The sequence below is a fragment of the Mesorhizobium sp. M1169 genome (genome assembly GCF_040318345.1).
In the GTDB taxonomy this organism is placed as follows: Bacteria; Pseudomonadota; Alphaproteobacteria; order Rhizobiales; family Rhizobiaceae; genus Mesorhizobium.
This window is the reverse complement of the sequence record NZ_JAMYME010000043.1, coordinates 15,587-34,494: the sequence shown is the minus strand read 5'-3', so window position 1 is coordinate 34,494 and position 18,908 is coordinate 15,587. Positions and strand designations below refer to the sequence as shown.

Annotated in this window: 16 protein-coding genes and 2 pseudogenes; 10 read left to right on the top strand and 8 right to left on the bottom strand. The window is 62.0% G+C overall.

The window, feature by feature from the left end:
• The first annotated feature begins 628 nt into the window (after nucleotides 1–628).
• The 4 genes and pseudogenes from NKH41_RS28460 (at nucleotide 629) to NKH41_RS28445 (ending at nucleotide 6,222) form a co-directional block, all read left to right on the top strand.
• Complete coding sequence (locus NKH41_RS28460; RefSeq protein ID WP_352935135.1) at nucleotides 629–4,393, top strand: vitamin B12-dependent ribonucleotide reductase; 3,765 nt, start codon at nucleotides 629–631, stop codon at nucleotides 4,391–4,393.
• A 145-nt stretch (nucleotides 4,394–4,538) separates the two neighbouring features.
• Nucleotides 4,539–4,853, top strand: a complete 315-nt coding sequence (locus NKH41_RS28455; protein ID WP_352724718.1) for a hypothetical protein — start codon at nucleotides 4,539–4,541, stop codon at nucleotides 4,851–4,853.
• Nucleotides 4,850–5,476: an ImmA/IrrE family metallo-endopeptidase gene (locus NKH41_RS28450; protein WP_352818163.1), complete on the top strand. Its 627-nt coding sequence runs from the start codon at nucleotides 4,850–4,852 to the stop codon at nucleotides 5,474–5,476. Before NKH41_RS28455 ends, NKH41_RS28450 begins: the two co-directional genes overlap by 4 nt.
• 538 nt (nucleotides 5,477–6,014) lie before the next feature.
• Nucleotides 6,015–6,222: pseudogene (locus NKH41_RS28445) on the top strand (type II toxin-antitoxin system HicB family antitoxin).
• A gap of 170 nt (nucleotides 6,223–6,392) precedes the next feature.
• Here NKH41_RS28445 and NKH41_RS28440 read toward each other — a convergent pair.
• Together NKH41_RS28440 and NKH41_RS28435 are read right to left on the bottom strand one after the other, a co-directional pair.
• Nucleotides 6,393–6,764, bottom strand: coding sequence for an endonuclease domain-containing protein (locus NKH41_RS28440; protein ID WP_352935132.1), 372 nt, complete (start codon nucleotides 6,762–6,764; stop codon nucleotides 6,393–6,395).
• A 231-nt stretch (nucleotides 6,765–6,995) separates the two neighbouring features.
• Nucleotides 6,996–8,015 (bottom strand): glycoside hydrolase family 25 protein, encoded by a 1,020-nt coding sequence (locus tag NKH41_RS28435; protein WP_352935129.1) that lies wholly within the window; start codon nucleotides 8,013–8,015, stop codon nucleotides 6,996–6,998.
• 259 nt (nucleotides 8,016–8,274) lie between these two features.
• Between NKH41_RS28435 and NKH41_RS28430 the strand changes: the two genes are divergently transcribed.
• The gene (locus tag NKH41_RS28430) at nucleotides 8,275–9,189 is read left to right on the top strand and encodes a hypothetical protein (RefSeq protein WP_352935127.1); all 915 of its coding nucleotides are present in this window, start codon (nucleotides 8,275–8,277) and stop codon (nucleotides 9,187–9,189) included.
• 13 nt (nucleotides 9,190–9,202) lie between these two features.
• Here the strand turns inward: NKH41_RS28430 and NKH41_RS28425 are convergent, their stop codons facing one another.
• From NKH41_RS28425 to NKH41_RS28405, 5 genes and pseudogenes are all read right to left on the bottom strand, one after another.
• Entirely contained in the window at nucleotides 9,203–9,415 is a 213-nt protein-coding gene (locus NKH41_RS28425; protein WP_023717422.1) for a hypothetical protein, read from the bottom strand.
• A gap of 118 nt (nucleotides 9,416–9,533) precedes the next feature.
• Nucleotides 9,534–9,932 (bottom strand): GFA family protein, encoded by a 399-nt coding sequence (locus NKH41_RS28420; protein ID WP_352474034.1) that lies wholly within the window; start codon nucleotides 9,930–9,932, stop codon nucleotides 9,534–9,536.
• Between the two features lie 196 nt (nucleotides 9,933–10,128).
• A complete protein-coding gene (locus tag NKH41_RS28415; RefSeq protein WP_352935124.1) occupies nucleotides 10,129–11,085 on the bottom strand; it encodes an alpha/beta fold hydrolase in 957 nt (318 codons plus the stop codon).
• Nucleotides 11,086–11,107: 22 nt separating this feature from the next.
• Nucleotides 11,108–11,589, bottom strand: a pseudogene (locus tag NKH41_RS28410) (SRPBCC family protein).
• A 121-nt stretch (nucleotides 11,590–11,710) separates the two neighbouring features.
• Nucleotides 11,711–11,959 (bottom strand): ParB N-terminal domain-containing protein, encoded by a 249-nt coding sequence (locus tag NKH41_RS28405; RefSeq protein WP_023674751.1) that lies wholly within the window; start codon nucleotides 11,957–11,959, stop codon nucleotides 11,711–11,713.
• Between the two features lie 156 nt (nucleotides 11,960–12,115).
• On the opposite strand from NKH41_RS28405, the gene NKH41_RS28400 reads away from it, so the two are divergent.
• Genes NKH41_RS28400 through NKH41_RS28380 form a run of 5 tightly spaced genes read left to right on the top strand, consistent with a single transcriptional unit; the run spans nucleotide 12,116 to nucleotide 17,615 of the window.
• Nucleotides 12,116–13,756 carry a N,N-dimethylformamidase beta subunit family domain-containing protein gene (locus NKH41_RS28400; protein ID WP_352935122.1) on the top strand — a complete coding sequence of 547 codons (1,641 nt, stop codon included), beginning with the start codon at nucleotides 12,116–12,118 and terminating at the stop codon, nucleotides 13,754–13,756.
• Between the two features lies 1 nt (nucleotide 13,757).
• Nucleotides 13,758–15,125: an aminotransferase family protein gene (locus NKH41_RS28395; RefSeq protein WP_352501606.1), complete on the top strand. Its 1,368-nt coding sequence runs from the start codon at nucleotides 13,758–13,760 to the stop codon at nucleotides 15,123–15,125.
• Between the two features lie 10 nt (nucleotides 15,126–15,135).
• Complete coding sequence (kce, locus tag NKH41_RS28390) at nucleotides 15,136–16,065, top strand: 3,5-dioxohexanoate:acetyl-CoA acetone transferase (RefSeq protein WP_352935119.1); 930 nt, start codon at nucleotides 15,136–15,138, stop codon at nucleotides 16,063–16,065.
• A gap of 9 nt (nucleotides 16,066–16,074) precedes the next feature.
• The gene (locus tag NKH41_RS28385) at nucleotides 16,075–16,587 is read left to right on the top strand and encodes a GNAT family N-acetyltransferase (RefSeq protein ID WP_352501604.1); all 513 of its coding nucleotides are present in this window, start codon (nucleotides 16,075–16,077) and stop codon (nucleotides 16,585–16,587) included.
• Nucleotides 16,584–17,615 carry a histone deacetylase family protein gene (locus tag NKH41_RS28380; RefSeq protein WP_352935117.1) on the top strand — a complete coding sequence of 344 codons (1,032 nt, stop codon included), beginning with the start codon at nucleotides 16,584–16,586 and terminating at the stop codon, nucleotides 17,613–17,615. Before NKH41_RS28385 ends, NKH41_RS28380 begins: the two co-directional genes overlap by 4 nt.
• A gap of 18 nt (nucleotides 17,616–17,633) precedes the next feature.
• Here NKH41_RS28380 and NKH41_RS28375 read toward each other — a convergent pair whose 3' ends face one another.
• Complete coding sequence (locus NKH41_RS28375) at nucleotides 17,634–18,899, bottom strand: cysteine desulfurase-like protein (RefSeq protein WP_352935114.1); 1,266 nt, start codon at nucleotides 18,897–18,899, stop codon at nucleotides 17,634–17,636.
• Nucleotides 18,900–18,908: the final 9 nt, after the last annotated feature.

Below are 18,908 nucleotides of genomic sequence, written 5' to 3'. Positions count from 1 at the left end.
TCGCTCAGGTGCTGTGAACGTCGTTGCCGAAGCGCCTCCACCCAGAGCCGAACCTTCTTCGCTGCGCTCCGCTTCTATCCCCGTTATCCACATATGTGACACACAAGATGTTGGGGTCATAAAAGCTACGCAAACGAATCCTTGACGGCGCAAAACGAGTCGCCTTTTATAGGCCATGCGCTCCTGTTGAGAGTGCGACCGGAAAAGTTTCGAGGCCGGTCTTTTTCCCGGAATATGTGCGTTTTGAGCCGCATTCCCGCCTGTTTACGAGGCCGGCGAAGGCGTGGGATTTTGAAGCCTTGGGGGGCGAAAGGGGAGGATTGTCGGACTTGAATAAATTGTCTGTTAATACTATATTTAGTGTTTGCAGGTAGGTTCGACGCTAGATAATGTGAATTTCCCTCGATCGAGGGCGTTACAAAAAGTTTTCAGTTTTGAGGGACCCACAGGGTCCGTGAGCGCGTTGGACAGCGGCCTCGCAAGAGGTTCGACCGGCAGGGCGGCGGAGACTGTGACGATGAGAGCCGGCGGTTTTCGAACGCCGGCAGATGGCGGACATGCGCGTTTCGTCAGGAGGGCAGAAATCCTCTGGGAAAAGCGCTATATGTAGACAAAAGGGACCGGACCAATGCGCATCGAGCGTCGTTTCACCAAGCCAGGACAATCTGCCTATTCGGAGATCGAATTCCGCAAGGCGCTTTCGGAGATCAAGAATCCGGATGGTTCGGTGGTGTTCCGCTTGGACAACATCGACGTGCCGGCGCAGTTCTCCCAGGTTGCCGCCGATATCCTGGCGCAGAAATATTTCCGCAAGGCGGGCGTCCCGGCACGGCTGAAGAAGGTCGAAGAGACGCAAGTCCCCTCCTTCCTGTGGCGCTCCGTCGCCGACGAGGCTGAACTGGCCAAGCTGCCGGAAGCCGAGCGCTACGGTTCCGAGATCGACGCCCGCCAGGTCTTCGACCGGCTTGCCGGTACCTGGACCTATTGGGGCTGGAAGGGCGGCTACTTCAAGTCGGAGGAAGACGCGCGCGCCTTCCGCGACGAGCTCGCCTATATGCTGGCCACCCAGCGCATCGCGCCGAACTCGCCGCAATGGTTCAACACCGGCCTGCACTGGGCCTATGGCATCGACGGCCCGAGCCAGGGCCACTTCTATGTCGACCCGTTCACCGGCAAGCTGACCAAGTCGAAGTCTTCCTACGAGCATCCGCAGCCGCATGCCTGCTTCATCCAGGGCGTGCAGGACGACCTCGTCAATGAAGGCGGCATCATGGATTTGTGGGTGCGTGAGGCGCGCCTGTTCAAATACGGCTCCGGCACCGGCTCCAATTTCTCGTTCCTGCGCGGTGAAGGCGAAAAGCTGTCGGGCGGCGGTCGTTCGTCGGGGCTGATGAGCTTCCTCAAGATCGGCGACCGCGCGGCGGGCGCCATCAAGTCGGGCGGCACGACGCGTCGCGCCGCGAAAATGGTCATCGTCGACGCCGATCATCCCGATATCGAGGAATTCATCGACTGGAAGGTCAATGAGGAGCAGAAGGTCGCCTCGCTGGTCACCGGCTCGAAGATCGTCAAGAAGCATCTCGAAGCGATCATGAAGGCCTGCATCAACTGCGAAGGCAATGGCGACGATTGCTTCGATCCGGCGGTCAACACCGCGCTGAAGCGCGAGATCAAGGCGGCCAAGAAGGACGCGGTGCCGGAGAACTACATCTACCGCGTCATCCAGTTTGCTAAGCAGGGCTACACCTCGATGTCGTTCAAGACCTACGACACCGACTGGGATTCGGACGCCTATCTCACCGTTTCCGGCCAGAATTCCAACAATTCGGTGTCGCTGAAGGACGATTTCCTGCGCGCGGTCGAGCAGGACGGCGACTGGCATCTCACCGCCCGCAAGGACGGCAAGGTGCTGAAGACGCTGAAGGCACGCGATCTCTGGGAAAAGATCGGCTATGCCGCCTGGGCGTCGGCCGATCCCGGACTGCACTTCAACACGACGATGAATGACTGGCACACCTGCGCCTCGGCCGGTGCGATCCGAGCGTCCAATCCGTGCTCGGAATACATGTTCCTCGACGACACCGCCTGCAATCTGGCCTCGATCAACCTTTTGCCCTACCGCAACGCCGACGGCACTATCGACATCGCCGCCTACGAGCACACGGTTCGGCTGTGGACCATGGTGCTGGAAATTTCGGTGATGATGGCGCAGTTCCCGTCGAAGGAGATCGCCAAGCTTTCCTACGAGTACCGCACGCTCGGCCTCGGCTATGCCAATATTGGCGGCCTGCTGATGACCTCCGGCATTCCCTATGATTCCGACGAGGGCCGCGCCATCTGCGCCGCCCTCACCGCGATCATGACCGGCACGGCCTATGCCACTTCGGCCGAAATGGCCGCCGAGCTCGGCGCCTTCCCCGACTACGACCGCAACGCGCAGAACATGCTGCGCGTCATGCGCAACCACCGCCGCGCGGCCTATGGCGAAAGGGACGGCTACGAGAAGCTAGCCGTCAACCCGGTGCCGCTGGTCGCCTCGGATCTCAAGCAGCAGGAGCTTGCCGACCATGCCAAGGCCGCCTGGGACCGCGCCATCGAGCTCGGCGAGGAGCATGGCTACCGCAACGCGCAGGCAACGGTGATCGCGCCGACCGGCACGATCGGCCTGGTGATGGATTGCGATACCACCGGCATCGAGCCCGACTTCGCGCTGGTAAAATTCAAGAAGCTGGCCGGCGGCGGCTATTTCAAGATCATCAACCGCGCCGTGCCGGAAGCGCTGCGCACGCTCGGCTATTCCGAGGCCCAGATCGCCGAGATCGAGGCCTATGCCGTCGGCCACGGCAATCTCAACCAGGCGCCGGGCATCAATCCCGGCTCGCTCAAGGCAAAAGGCTTTACCGACGACAAGATCGCAGCGCTCAATGCGGCATTGAAGTCGGCCTTCGACATCAAGTTCGTCTTCAACCAGTGGACGCTGGGCGCCGACTGGGTGAAGGAGACGTTCGGCTTCACCGACGAGCAGCTAAACGATTTCTCGTTCGAGATGCTGCCGGCGCTGGGCTTCTCGAAGAAGGACATCGAGGCCGCCAACATCCATGTCTGCGGGGCGATGACGCTGGAAGGCGCGCCGTTCCTGAAGGCCGAACACCTGCCGGTGTTCGACTGCGCCAGCCCGTGCGGCAAGATCGGCAAGCGCTCGCTGTCGATCAACAGCCACATCATGATGATGGCGGCGGCACAGCCCTTCATTTCCGGCGCCATTTCCAAGACCATCAACATGCCGAACGACGCAACGGTGGAAGATGCCAAGGGCGCCTACATGCTGTCGTGGAAGCTGGCGCTCAAGGCCAACGCGCTCTATCGCGACGGCTCGAAGCTGTCGCAGCCGCTCAACGCCTCGTTGCTTGCCGACGTCGAAGACGACGAGGACGAAGCCATCGAGCAGCTGATCGCGGCACCGGCCGCGCAGCGCGCCGTGCAGGTGACCGAGAAGATCGTCGAGCGCGTCGTCGAGCGTCTCTACCGCGACCGCGAGAAACTGCCGAACCGGCGCAAGGGCTATACCCAGAAAGCGGTCGTCGGCGGCCACAAGGTCTATCTCAGGACCGGCGAATTCGATGACGGCCGCCTCGGCGAGATCTTCATCGACATGCACAAGGAAGGTGCCGCCTTCCGGGCGATGATGAACAACTTCGCCATCGCCATCTCGCTCGGCCTGCAATATGGCGTGCCGCTCGAGGAATTCGTCGAGGCCTTCACCTTCACCAAATTCGAGCCGGCCGGCATGGTGCAAGGCAACGACGCCATCAAGAACGCCACGTCGATCCTCGACTATGTGTTCCGCGAACTCGCCGTCTCCTATCTCGGCCGCAACGACCTCGCCCATGTCGACCAGTCGGACTTCGACAAGACTGCGCTCGGGCGCGGCATCAACGAAGGCAAGGCAACGCCCTTCTCCAAGGGCCTGACCCGCGGCGCCTCGCCGGTCAAGCTGGTGTCGGGCATGGGCGCCGAGCCGAAAGGCTTTGCGGGTTCCGGTTCCGGAACTCCGGCCCGTACCGCCCCGACCGCCTTCTCCGGCTCCAACGTGCTGACGCTGAAGCCGGCCAGCGACGAAGCCATCGCCTACAAGCGCGACTACGAGGAGCGCGCCAGGGAACTGGTCGAGGACATCGTCTACGCGGAAGCCTCCGACCCGACGGAGCTGTTCACCGACGAGGCCGCGAAAGAAGCAGCCGAAGCCAAAGCGCTCGCCGCCAACCGGCGCCAGCAATCATTGATGCAGGGCTACACCGGCAACGAATGCTCGGAATGCCATAATTTCACGATGGTGCGGAACGGCACTTGCGAGAAGTGCGATACTTGCGGGGCCACGAGCGGGTGTAGTTGAGACCAACAGCGCCTCACTGCAGCGGATCTGCGGCAGTGAGGTTTTTTTTCGAGGGAGCGTTTCACCTGCCGGTGAAAAAAGAAAGGGAATCAAAATGGCGGAAAAAACTCTGACGGCGTTTGGGTCCGCATGCCGGGAAATCAGAATGGCACGAAAGCTGCGGATGATTGATCAAGCAAAGGAGATCAAGTGCTCGCCTTCTTTTATCTCAGCTGTTGAGACTGGAGGAAAACAGGTTCCAGAAGGGTACGTTGAAAACTTTGGAAATTGGCTGAAATTGGACGTGATTACAAGAAAGCACTTACAAGCTCTCGCTGATGCTCGAATAAACGTTATTCGATTTACACCGATCAACAAAGAACGCGCCGCTCTCGCTAGAAGATTGTTTAGGAAGATCAACAAGATGTCTCCAGACGAGATTCGAAAACTTGATGCGGAACTTCCAGGAGACGAAAGATGAGCCACGACTATTGCGTGTCCGCCAAGAGCCGCGCTGATATTGAGATACTAGCAGCGGCATGGCGCCAAGCACTGCACATAGGAACGACTTGCCAAGCCCCTGATATGGCTAGTGTCCTTGAAAATGAAATGCCACGGCTTTTTGGCGATTTCGCACTTGTCGTGAAAGACGATCATCTTATGGACGATGCAGAAGGATATACCGAATTTGATCCGCCTCGCATTGTCTTGTCAGCAATAACATATCAAGCTGCAGCGGACTTCGAGGGCCGTGGCAGGTGGACGGCTGCGCACGAGCTGGGGCATTTGGTCCTTCACAAGTCTGCCGTTCCTCTGGATCGAGCTCCCAAACGATACTCTCAAATGAAGGAGTTACCTGCGTACGCGAGCGCAGAGTGGCAAGCTAACGCGTTTGCGGCCGCATTTCTCATGCCGGAGACTCTAGTTCGCGATTTCACCGACATCTCGGAAATTGTGACGTTCTTCGCAGTCAGTCGGAAAGCTGCCGAGAACCGCCTCAAAACCCTTGGGATTTCAGAGCCAATCATAGTTCCGCATCAGGTCAAAGCGGCAATCGGACTGCTGCAAACCAAGGCTGAAGAAACACCAAAGCCGGCTCGTTAAGGCCGGCTTTGGATACCGCGAAGAAGCCGAAGCCCACGCGGGGCGAAGAGGTTTGATTTCCCTCTCCTGTAGCAAGGTTATTATAGGGGAATATCATTCTCGGAGTCGAGGTAGCTTTGGCGCATCACACCTATGAGAAAATGCAATGTCAGACAAAGAGCGTAAAACCTTCGACGTAGGCAGGGACTCCAAATCTGGTCATTTTGTGCCAGTGAAAGAGGCCGAACGCCGGCCTAGCACTACGACCGTTGAGCGAGTTCCGAAGCCCGGATACGGTGACACGAGAAACGAGCCGTCCAGGAAAAAATAAGCCGCTGCGTATATCGAGTCCCTTCTCCCCTAGTGGGAGAAGGTGGATCGGCGCGCAGCGCCGAGACGGATGAGCAAGGGGTGTTCCAGCTTGGCATAGAGGGGCACTTCGTCCTACACCCTCATCCGTCTTGGCGCTTCGCGCCATCACCGCCAAGCCCGTCTGAAGAGGTTGCGCCAGGAACACTGAACAGCATCCTCAAGCAGTCCGGTCTGAAGGAGCGATGACATGCGATACGCGGTGGTGATTGAAAAAGCCGGAAACAATTTTTCCGCCTATGTGCCGGATCTGCCCGGCTGCATCGCCACCGGTGCGGACGGTGCCTGAGGTTGAAGCCGAAATTCGTGACGCAATACGCTTTCATATCGAAGGCCTGCGGGCCGATGGGCTGGATGTGCCCAAAGCGGTCAGCCTGGCGGGATATGTAGAGGCGTAGAAGGTGCGATCTCCCCTTCTCCCCTTGTGGGAGAAGGTGGCCTCGCGAAGCGAGGTCGGATGAGGGGTGCTCCAGCTTGGCACCGGCGGCGCTCCGTCCAACACCCCTCAACCGTCTCGGCGCTCCGCGCCGAGCCACCTTCTCCCACAGGGGGAGAAGGGAAGAGCGCGCTACCGCCAAGGCTGCAAACTCTCGTCCCGTGCGTAGGCGATGATGGTATCGCAGACGGCGTTCAGATCCCGCAGCACGTCATCGTTCCAGAAGCGCAGCACGCGAAAGCCCCTCGCCTTCAATTCGGCATCCCGCTCCCGATCATAGCCCGAATCCGCGTGCTGGCTGCCGTCGATCTCGACAATCAGCCTGCCCTCGGCGCAAACAAAATCGGCGATGAACCGGCCGACCGGGACCTGACGCCGGAATTTGATGCTGTCGAGCTTGCGTCCGCGCAGCTCATGCCACAGGCGGTCTTCCGCCTCGGTCGGCTCGCGTCGCATAGAGCGGGCGAAACGACGCTTAGTCGGCGCGACGGGCTGGTGCGGCATGGGACGAGGGTATCCAATCTGGGCATGACGTCCAAGGAATTTGAGACCAAGTGTGGAAAACCGAGCGCTATCCCTTCTCCCCTTGTGGGAGAAGGTGGCCTCGCGAAGCGAGGTCGGATGAGGGGTGTTCCAGCTTGGCACCGACGCACTCCGTCCAACACCCCTCAACCGTCTTGGCGCTGCGCGCCAATCCACCTTCTCCCACATGGGGAGAAGGAAGAAGCTGCCGCGCTACTCCGCCTCGGCCACCATCTGCCTTCCACCAACCCAGTCGCGCCACGCCTTCTCATCGCCGTGGAACACGTTGAGGTCGATACGGCCCCTCACCCCGTGCGACAGGCCGGAGCCGGAATATTGCCAGAACAGCCATTTGCGGTCGGGATAGACCTTTGATGGGTGCGCCGCCACGGCGCGCAGCCAGAATGGATAATCGGGGAAGGCGCCCCTGAGATTGTCACGGTAGAAGTCGGGCGCGGTGTAGATGATCGGGCGCTGGCCGTAGTAGCGCTCGAGCTTGTCCATGAACACCTGCATCTTCTCCAGCACCTTTTGCCGCGACGGGCGGCGCTTGCAGCTGGATTCGCCGTTCCACTCGACGTCGATCACCGGCGGCAGCGCGCCCTCGACCCTCGGCACATTGCGGATGAACCAATCGGCCTGCTCGCCGGCGGTGCGGCACCAATAGAAGAAGTGATAGGCGCCGCGCTTGAGGCCGGCGGCGTCGGCACTGCGCCAGTTTCTGGTGAACATCGGGTCGAGATGGTCGCCCCCGTCGGTGGCCTTGATATAGGCGAAGTTGGCGCCCTGGGCACGCAGCTTTCCCCAGTTCACATTGCCCTGCCAGCGCGAAACGTCGACGCCGTGGACGGCGAGACGCCTCGGCGAGGATGCCTTGCCGAAATTGATCGGCTTGGCATCGCGAAAACCATAGCGCGTGACCGGTTCGGCAAGCATTGCTGGTGCCGGGCGTGTCAGCCGCTTCGGCGGCGACATCAGCGCGATCACCTCGGCCGGCGGTTCGACGTCCTGATCGGGTACGTCCATCGCGACCTGTTGTTCGTCCTGCTCCTGTTCCGCGAAGGCTGGCGCAGCATCAGTTTTCGCCACGGATGCCACCGGCGCGGGTGGCCGCACAACCGAGCTGGTGGTCTCACTGGACGGCACTTGCAGCGCATCGACGCCGGAGGTCGACGTGCAGCCGGCAAGGCACAGCGCTGCGATCGAGAAGATGACGACGCCTGATAACCGCATCTGGACCTGTACGCAAAACACAACAGACCGTAGGCAGGACAACGCCGCCGGACAAACCAAGCTGGATTCCTAACAAGAAACTACCAACAAAGTTTGAATCGAATTGTTAGGGCTTTGCATCGGGACGTTGGCCCGGACGGAGGTGCGCTATCCCCCAGCGTTCGGCCACCTGGCTGCCTCGCAATCCCGCTTGACAACTCACGGCATGAGATTAGTCTCCACTAATCTTACGGTGTAAGGCCATACTTGGGAGGAAGTCATGCAGCCCGCCGCCTTGTCAGAATTGCAGCCCGTAGCCCCGCCCGAGCCACACTCGCCCGCCATCGGGATCGACGAGATATCTGGCGATCTCAGCCGCGTCATCGAACGCGCCGAGGTCGATGCCTGGCTCGATCTCTATCGCGCCGCCCCGGCAGACTTTGCCGCAAGGCAAGGCCTTGCCATCGCCGAAGATGGCGATCTCGTCTGGACCACCTGCACGACGATCCCGTTCATCCATTTCAACTGCGTCAAGAATTTCGGTGTCGATAGCGCAGCCACCGAGAGCCGGCTTGACGCGCTTCTGGCGCATTATCGCGAGGCCGGTATTCTGAGGCCCTGGTTCTACACCAATCCACATACCGAGCCGGCGACGCTCAGCTGCTGGCTCGAGGCGCGCGGCCTGCAGCGTCAGGGCGGGTGGGAACGCATCTTTCGCGACGCCGCCCCATTGCCAACGGAGCCGCTTTTCCCGAAGAAGAATGTCTCGGTCGAGCGGGTGACGCCGGCAACGGCAAGGGAATGGGCTGGGTTCATCGACAGCCAATATCGGTTGCCGACCTCACCGTGGTTGCTGGCGCTGGCCGGCCGACGCGGCTGGCATCATTACATGCTGCGGCGGGACGGCGCGGTGGCGGCGGTGCGCTCGATGTTCATCGGTGTCGACGGCATGGCCTGGAGCGGCATCGACGCGCCGGTTCCCGGCATCATGGCGCCGAGCTTCGACCTCGATGCAATGCTCGGCGAAGCGATGGTGCGCGACGGACTTGCGGGCGGTGCAAAACTGTTCGTGGCCGACATCGAGGCGCCGCGCGCCGAACGCGACGGGCCGGCGTATCGCAACTATGCGCGCCTCGGCTTCAGGCTCGCTTATTTCCGCAGCCATTACAGCTATTTGCCGGCAAATTCCGGCTGACCGCTTCAAGACCCTAGCCGCACAGCCACAGCTTGTGGCAGGTCGTGGCCATCAGGTGGGCCGGCGGTACAAAACGATCGTTGACCGCCACATCATCGTCCGCCCGGCGGACCTTTTCCTCGAGCAGCGTACGAAGTTCTGCCGGCTGCACGCGGTCGCGCTCCATCACCAGCTTGATCATCGGATCGCTCAAGAGCTCGTCCAGGGTGTTGATGCTGTCGTTCATTCCGTCGCCTCCTCGACTGCCGCCCGCACGCAATAGATAGGCAGCAATGATGGCCCGCCAATGACGCTTTGCCGGCTATCTCGTGTCGCTTCGGATTAAATTTTGTCCAGATTTGACCTCAAGCCGGAGGTGGCGCGCCTTCATAGTGCGGCAGGCCGTCATCAATCTGCACCCAGGGCTGCTTCGAGGCGGTCCAGATATGCATCTCAGGCCTGAACACCGAGGGATCATCGAGGGAGCCGGTGGTGATGCCGATGATACCGGCGGAATCGCGTCGGGAAAACATCGTCGTGCCGCAGCGGGGACAAAAGCCGCGCTTGAGATCGGGCGAGGAATTCACCGTCGCCAGCGGTCCGTCGACCGTCACATCGTCGATGCGGAACAGCACGCGCGCGTTGAAGGCGGCACCCAGTGCCTTCTGGCAGAGCCGGCAATGGCAGACGCGCTCATTGATCGGTGCCGCCTCGGCACGGTAGCGCACCGCGCCGCACAAACACCCGCCCTGATATCTTGCCATTACCCGCATCCCTGCCCTGTGAGGATAGGCGGCATACCTATCGATAGGCGTGGCAGCGTCAATTGAAAAGCTTTGATGGCGCCATCTATAGCTGTGATGCGGCCAATACACGATTGGCCGATGCGCCGGGCCAAGGCCCCATGGGCGAAATGCCGGCCATCTCGCGGAAGACGGCCGGCAGACAATTGACTGGGCGTCAGTTCGTTTCGTTGACGACCTCATTCCAGGTCTTGACCTTGGTCTCGCCATTGAGGAACGGCAGCGTGGCAGCTGTCAGTTCCGGCGCGAAGAACACGTCGTAGTGGGTGCGGTTCGGCACGATCGCCAGGCGGTTTTGCGACAGGTTCTCGCGCATCCAGCCGGCGTCCTTCAACCCGCCGCCAAGCATCTGGTAGAACTTGATCTCGTGCTCGGGCTGGTACATGTCGCTGTCGCCGAACACCAGCATGACCGGCATTTTCAGCTTCGGCACGTCGGCTGAATAATCGTAGTCCTTGCGCATATAGGCGCCGAGCTGGTCGAGCAGTTTCGGAAAATCCTCCGGATGCGGCGCGACCGCGACATAGGATTTGTACATCGGCGTGTCCTTCATCATGTCGGCCATCGCCGCGCCGACTTGTGCCTGCTGGCCACGCATTTCGGCGTAGAAGCCGTCCGCGGCGTAGCCGGTCGAGACCAGCACCAGGCGGCGCACCGTTTCGGGATGCTGCACGGCCATGCGGAAGGCGACGCCGCCACCCTGCGAATAACCCATGACGTCGACCTTGTCGTAGCCGAGTGCCTTGACGATCGCCGCCATGTCGTCGCCCATCGCCTCCAGGCTGAGCGGCCGGTCGCCGAGCGCGGTGCGGCCATGGCCCTGCAGGTCGACCCCGATCACGGTGCGGTTCTCGGTAAGCTTCGGCAGGATCGGCGCGAACATGTCGATCGTGCCGAGACCGCCATGCAGCAGAAGCAGCGGCTCGCCCTTGCCATAGACGGCGTAATAATAGTTCAGGCCGTTGATCGGCAGCAGGCCGGATTTTTCCGGCGTCGGCAGTGTTGCGGTTGCGGTCGTCATGGCGGGCTTGGCCTCCTCTGCGTTGATGGTGCCCGGCGCGGCAAATAGCGCGGCGGCCGAGGCGAAAATGGCGAAAAATACCGATCTGGACATCAGTCTCCCTCTCCCGTTTGCATCAAAGTCGCTTGGCGACCTCCTCAAGCTGGTCGACGCACTGGCCCCAGCCGTCGTGAAAACCCATTTTCTCGTGCTGTTCGCGGTCGGCGACCGACCAATGCGCGACGCGGGCAATGTAGCGGGTCTTGCCCTCGCCCTCGTCCTCGAAGGTCAGCGCGACCGTCATGAACGGCTTTTCGGACGGCTCCCACGCCTTCGTATAGGCATCGGTGAAGACGAGCTTTTTGCCCGGTACGACTTCGAGGAAGATGCCTGGATTCGGGAACTCCTTGCCGTCGGGATCGGCCATGACGACAAGGAGCCACCGGTCCGCACATCCAATTCGGCGCGCGGCGTCATCCACGGCTTCGGCGAGAACCATTGCGTCAACAGCTTTGGCTCGGTCCAGCAGCGATAGACGTTCTCGTGCGGCGCATCGATGATGCGCGCGAGAACCAGCTCGCGGTCGGAGTTGGGGGCGATGTCGAGCTTGGTGGTCATGGTGTTTCCTCACACGTCGGTTTTGGCTTCCGTGTCTAGGACGAACCGACAAGACGCAAGCCGACACGGTTCGCGAAAAAATCCGCGGGACAGGAGATTCGAACGACGGAAATAAGTGGCTTCAGTGGCGCTTGGCTTGCACCAGATAGGCGTCGATCTCGGTCTCGCCGAGCCACTTGGCCGCTTCCAGCCGATGCAACCCTTCGACCAGGATATGGCGCTTGCCGTCATGGCGCACTTGGATCGGCATCTTCATGCCGTTTTCCAGAATGTCCTCGGCCAGATGGCGGACGGTCTCGGGATGCAGCGTCTTCTTGCGCGCCGTCGGCACGTAAATGTCGTTGACCCTGACCTTTTGCACTCTCAGCATGTCGGCTCCCGTGGCGGACAAGGCCGCGTTTTGTGAGATAGTCTGTTTGTCCGGCAAGGCCAAGGGGAGCGCCGGGCAATGGCTGGCCCGATCGTTTCCAATTGACGCTTGGCCGGCGGATGGCCGAAATGGCGGCCTTCGAGCTTAGCGGTGTGCATGAACCATCTGCCGACCGAGTTTCCCGATTTCGGACTGACGCCGGAGCAGCGACGCCAGGCGGTGCGCAGCCATTACTGGGAATGGCCGGGGATGGATGGCGGGCGCGGCGAAATCTGGTGCTACAGCGACCGTTTTTCCTATCGCCCCGGCGAGATGGTGGCGCTGCATGTCAGTTCGACGGCCGTCAGTTTCGGCATCGCGATCATCCGCGACGGCGGCGCGGAAACGACAATGTTCGAAGGGACCGGAATCGCGGCGCGCTGGCAAGATACGCCGGACCAATGTTCGGTCGAAGGCTGCGGCTGGCAAGCGTCGTTCGAGTTTCGCATCGGCGACGACTGGCCGTCCGGCGCCTATCGCGTGACGCTGACAGCAGATGGCCGGGACGGCAAGCCGATCCGCTGCCACCATCTTTTTATCGTCGCGCCACAGCCCGGCAAGAAGCCTGGCCGTGTGCTGCAGGTGGCGGCCACCGGCACCTGGCTCGCCTACAATACGTGGGGCGGTTCCAACCATTACGAAGGCATCACCGGGCCAGGCCGGGACCAATATGCACGAATGGTGTCGACCCAACGGCCGTGGTGCCGCGGCTTCGTCGTGCTGCCCAGGGAAGCGCCGCGCGTGCCGCTCGAAGTCGCCGTGCCGCCAAAAACCGTGCCGCGCTATCCGCACATGGAATGGGCCTTTGCTACCGGCCATTCGAAGAAATACGCCTCGTCCGGCTGGGCAAGCTACGACAGCCATTTCTTCCGCTTCGCCGAGCGTGCCGGCTACGCCGTCGATCTCGCCAGCCAGCACGATCTGCATTTTTCGCCCGACATTCTCGACGGCTATGACTGCGTCGTCCTGGTCGGCCACGACGAATATTGGACCTGGGAAATGCGCGATGCGGTCGACACCTATGTCGAGCGCGGCGGTCATGCGGCGCGCTTTGCCGGCAATTTCATGTGGCAGACCAGGCTGGAGGACGAAGGCCGCCGGCAGGTCTGCTACAAATACCGCGCTCGCGCCGAAGACCCGGCCTATCGCGGCGGCGATATAAGGCGCGCCACCAATTCCTGGGAAGCGCCGGAAATCGGCCGGCCGGGTGCCGCGACCTTCGGTCTCAACGCGACAAGAGGCGTCTATGCCGGCTGGGGCGGCTGCGCGCCGCGCGGCGTACGCGGCTTTCCGGTCTACCGGCCGGAGCATTGGGCGTTTGCCGGCACCGGCATCTACTATGGCGATCTGCTCGGCGCCGACAGCCATGTCTATGGCTACGAGGTCGACGGGCTCGATTTCGAGATCCGCGGCGGCCTGCCCTACCCCACGACCACTAGCGGTGCGCCGGACGGCCTGCAGGTGCTCGCGGTCGGCATGGCGAGCCAGGTCGAGGAAAGCGCCGACATTGCGTTCGAGGACCAGTTTCTCGGCGACGAGGACGGACGCTTCACCGCCGAGACGCTGTTCGGCGAGGCAAGCGATGCCAACCTCGACAAGGTCAAACGCGGCAACGGCATGATCGTCAATTTCCCGCGCGGCAAAGGCGAGGTGTTTCACGCCGGAAGCTGCGAATGGGTTGCCGGCCTGCTAAGGCAGGATGCGATTGTCGAGCGCGTCACCAGAAATGTCCTTGACCGCTATCTTGGAAAGCCATGACATGTTGAAGTCTCCTGCCCCGGAAACTCGCGAAGCCTCGCATCTGTTTTATCTATCCAGCCTGCGCCGGCCGATGATCGACCGCGCCGAAGGCATCTACATGTGGACGCAGGATGGCCGCCGCTTCATCGACGGATCGAGCGGTCCGATGGTTGCCAATATCGGCCACTCCAATCGCAACGTGCTCGACGCGATGAAAAGGCAGATGGACCGCGCCACCTTCGCCTACCGTCTGCATTTCGAGAACGAACCGGCAGAGGAGCTCGCGCGGCAGCTGGCGGCCAAACTCCCTGAAGGCATGGACCGCATCTTCTTTGTCTCCGGCGGCTCGGAAGCGACCGAATCCTGCATCAAGCTGGCGCGGCAATGGGCGGTCGCCACCGGCCAGCCCAGCCGTTGGAAGGTGATCTCGCGCTTTCCCTCCTATCATGGCGGCACGCTCGGCGCGCTCGCCGTTACCGGCGACGATGCGCTGTCCGAAACATTTGTGCCGATGATGCAGATGATGCCGACCGTGCCGGCGCCCATCGCCTGGCGCGACCGCGACAATCTTTCGATGGAACAGCGCGGCATCCGCTACGCCGACATGCTGGAGGAAAAGATCCTCGCCGAGGGACCGCAGAGCGTGCTCGCCTTCATCATGGAGCCAGTCGGCGGCGCTGCCACGGCAGCACTGGTGGCGCCCGACAGCTACTATCCGCGCATCCGCGAGATCTGCGATCGCTACGGCATCCTGCTCATCCATGACGAAGTGATGAGCGGTGCCGGCCGCACCGGAAAATTCCTCGGCGGCGACCACTGGAACTGCAAGCCCGACATCGTCGCGCTGTCGAAGGGGCTGGGCTCTGGCTACGCGCCGCTCGGCGCGCTGGCGGCACCGATGCGGCTGGTGCAGCCATTGCTCGCGTCGGGCGGCTTTCAGCACGGCCACACCTACGCTGGCAACCCGCTCGCCTGCGCCGCCGGGCTCGCCGTACTCGGCGAAATGGACCGTCTCGGCCTGATCGCCAATGCGGCTGACATGGGCGAGCTTTTGATGGACGAGTTGAAGCGATTGGCGAAGCGGTTTCCATTCATCGCCGACGTCCGTGGCAAGGGCCTGCTCACCGGTGCCGAGATGCTTGCGGATCCCGACACTCTGAGGCCGATCGAGCCGGCAAAGAAGGCCACCCAGCGGCTGCTCGACCTCGCCTATGAGCGCGGCCTGATCATCTACGGACGCAAGGTCAAGGGCGGCGTCGACGGCGACAATTTCATGGTCGCGCCGCCGATGATCGTCACCGCCGCGCAGATCGGCGAGATCATATCCATCATCGGCGACTCGCTCGAGGTGCTGGCCGGCGAGCTCGACCTGCCGGTCGAAGGCTGAGAGGCGAACCATGGCGTCGCGAAAAGTCATCATCACCTGCGCCATCACCGGGTCGGTGCACACCCCGTCGATGTCGCCGCATCTGCCCGTGACGCCGGACCAGATCGCCGCAGACGCGATCGCCGCCGCCGAGGCCGGCGCTTCGATCCTGCATCTTCATGCCCGCGACCCTAGGGATGGGCGGCCGACCGCCGACCCCGAGGTGTTCATGCAGTTCCTGCCGCGCATCAAGCAGGCGACCGATGCGGTGATCAACATCACCACCGGCGGATCGTCGCTGATGACGCTCGACCAGCGGCTGGCCGCGCCGCTCAGGGCCGAGCCGGAAATGTGTTCGCTCAATATGGGTTCGATGAATTTCGCGCTGTTCCCGATGCTCGAGCGGCCGCGAGAATGGCAGCACGAATGGGAGCCGAAGCTGCTCGAGGCTACCCGTGACACGATCTTCAAGAACACCTTTGCCGACATGGAGACGGTGCTCGAGAAGCTCGGGCGTGGTTGCGGCACGCGCTTCGAATTCGAGTGCTACGATGTCGGCCATCTCTATTCGCTGGCGCATTTTCGCGATCGTGGACTGGTGTCTGGACCTTTATTCATCCAGTTTGTTTTGGGCATTCTTGGCGGCATCGGTGCCGATCCAGAAAACCTGATCCATATGAAGCGCATCGCCGACAAACTGTTCGGCGACAGCTACCGGTTTTCGGTGCTGGCCGCCGGACGCCACCAGATGCCGATGATCTCGATTGCGGCGGCGATGGGCGGCAATGTCCGCGTCGGGCTGGAGGACAGCCTCTACGACGGGCGCCAGCTCGCCAAGTCCAATGCCGACCAGGTGCGCCGGATCCGCGGCGTGCTCGACGGATTGTCGCTGGACGTCGCGACGCCGGCCGAGGCGCGGCAGATGCTGGCGCTCAAGGGCGGCGACCGCGTGGCGTTCTGAGATGCGGCCGTGACCAACCCACCGTCAAGAGACATTGTCATCCGGCCCGGGACCGTCGAGGACGTCGAAACCATCCACGCCGCGCTCCTGCGGCTCGGCGCGCATGTCGGCGCACATCAGGAGATCACCTCGACAGCTCAGGATCTCCGCACCTATGGCTTTGGCGAAAAGCCTGCCTTCTCGACCCTGATCGCCGAAATCGGTGGCGAATTTGCCGGGCTTTGCCTGTATTTCCCGATCTTCTCGACATGGATGGGACGGCCCGGCGTCTATGTGCAGGACCTCTATGTCGAGGACCGTTTTCGTGGCCGCAGGATCGGCGAACGCCTGCTGCGCCGGGTCGCGGCGCAATGCCGGAAGAACGGCGGCGCCTATCTCAGGCTGTCCGTCGATACCGACAACGAGACCGCCAAGGCTTTTTACGAACGATTGGGCATTGCCTGGTCGAGCTACGAGCAGGTGCAGAAGATCGTCGGCGACGCCTTTTTCGCCTTTGCCGATGCACCGGAGGAGCCAACATGAAAGCCTTCTATGCCGAAGAACAGAAGCGCCACGACCCGAAGGCGTTCCTCTCAAGCGGCGCGCCGCAGCCCAATCCGGAAAGGCCGGAACGGGTCGAGCGATTGTTGGCCGGCGCAAAGGCTGCCGGCTGCACGATCGAACGGCCGCGGGATCACGGGCTCGGCCCGATTGCCGCGGTACATACGCCGGAATATCTCGATTTCCTTCAGCATATCTTCGCGCGCTGGCAGCGCATCGAGGGCGCCTCGGCTGAGGTCATCCCCAACATCCACCCGATCGCGCGGAACGGCTCCTATCCGGCCTCGGCGGTCGGCCAGGCCGGCTATCACATGGCCGACACCGCCTGCCCGATCTCCGGCGAGACGTGGCAGAGCGCGCTTTGGAGCGCCTGGAGCGCGGTTGAAACCGCCGAGGCGGTGATGTCGGGAGCGCCGGCCGCCTATGCGCTGTGCCGGCCGCCCGGCCATCACGCCTTTGCCGATGTCGCCGGCGGCTTCTGCTTCATCAACAATTCGGCCGTCGCTGCACAGGTTCTGCGCAAGCAGGCGGCGCGGGTGGCGATCCTCGATGTCGACCTGCACCACGGCAACGGCACGCAAGGCATCTTCTATGCCCGGCCGGACGTGCTCACCGTGTCGCTGCATGCCGACCCGGTGCGCTTCTACCCGTTTTTCTGGGGCTATGGCGACGAGCGCGGCGAAGGCGCCGGCCTCGGCTACAATCTCAACCTGCCGCTGCCGCGCAAATCCGGCGATGCAGCGTTCCTCGAAGCGCTGGAGGCATCGTTCCAGCGCGTCAACACCTTCTCGCCCGATGCGCTTGTGGTGGCGCTGGGGCTAGATGCCTTCGAAGGCGATCCGTTCGGCGGGCTGTCGGTGAGCACGCCTGGTTTTTCGCGCATTGGCGAGGTGATCGCCGGGCTCGGCTTGCCAACGGTCATCGTCCAGGAAGGCGGCTATCTCTGCGACGAGCTCGGCGACAATCTCACCGCCTTCCTCACCGGTTTTGGCGGCGCCCACAAGCGATGATCCGCCCGCGAGGGCCGCTCAGGATCGTTCCTGCCTCAGCATGGCGACAACGCGGTGCACGCTCTCCAGCGTCTCGTCGATTTCGGCTGAAGTGTTGTAATGAGCGATGCCGATGCGCACCACCCCCTGCTCGGCCGGAATGCCGAGCTGGTGGACGATCTCCCAGGCGTAGTTGTGGCCGGACCACAGGAAGATGTTTTCGGCATTCATCTGCCGCACGATCGTCTCCGGCACGATGCCTTCGACAGTGAACGACACCGTCGGCACACGCTCATTGATCCGCTTCGGATCGGTGATGCCGTGGATGGTCAGGCCGGCAATATCCGACAGACAGTCGATCAGCTGTTGCGCCAGCGGGTTCTCGTAAGCGATTGAAACTTCGAAGGCCTTGGCGATTTTCAGCCGACGCGATCCTTGCGCGCCGGCTGCCGCGCCCAACTCGGCAAAATAATCGACAGCCGCCGACAGGCCGGCCATCAATTCAATTTGCGGCGTGCCGAGCTCGAAGCGCTCCGGCAAGGCATTGGACGAGCAACGGCATTTATACGGCTTAAGCGCATCGATAACGTCCAGCCTGCCCCACAAAATCCCCATATGCGGGCCGAAGAACTTGTAAGCCGAGCAGATCAGGAAATCGCAGCCGAGGTTTTGGACGTCGATCAGGCCATGCGGCGCGAACTGGACGGCATCGACGTAGACCAACGCACCAGCCCGCCTGGCGATGCCGGTCAACGCCTTCACCCGGTTGATCGACCCGGTGAGATTGCTGGCGTAGTTGAGCGCGACGAGCCGCGTCCTCTCGGAAAGCAGCGCGGCGAGCGCCGCCTCTTCGATCTGCCAGCTCTGCTGGTCGAAGGGCAGCCAGCGCACGACAAGGCCAAGGTCTTCTGCCAGTTGCAGCCAAGGCGAGACGTTGCCCTCATGGTCCGTGCGGGTGAGGATGATCTCGTCCCCGGGCTTCATCGTGCGGCCGAGCGTTCGCGACATGTGGTAGGTCAATGTCGTCATGTTGGCACCGATGATAATTTCCTGCGGGCTCGCAGCGCCGAGAAAATCCGCCATCGCCAGATGGGCCTCGTCCACGATGTTTTGTGCGGCAACGGTGGTCTCGAAGAAGCCGCCGAGGTTAGCATTGGTGGTCAGCAAGCAACGCGATACTGCGTCCGCCACCGCCTGCGGGACCTGCGTGCCGGCAGGATTGTCGAGATAGATGCGCCGGCGGCTCTTGTCGGTCAGCGACAAAGCCGGAAATTTCGCGCGCACCGCGTCGATCCGGAAGTCCATGGCTGTTCC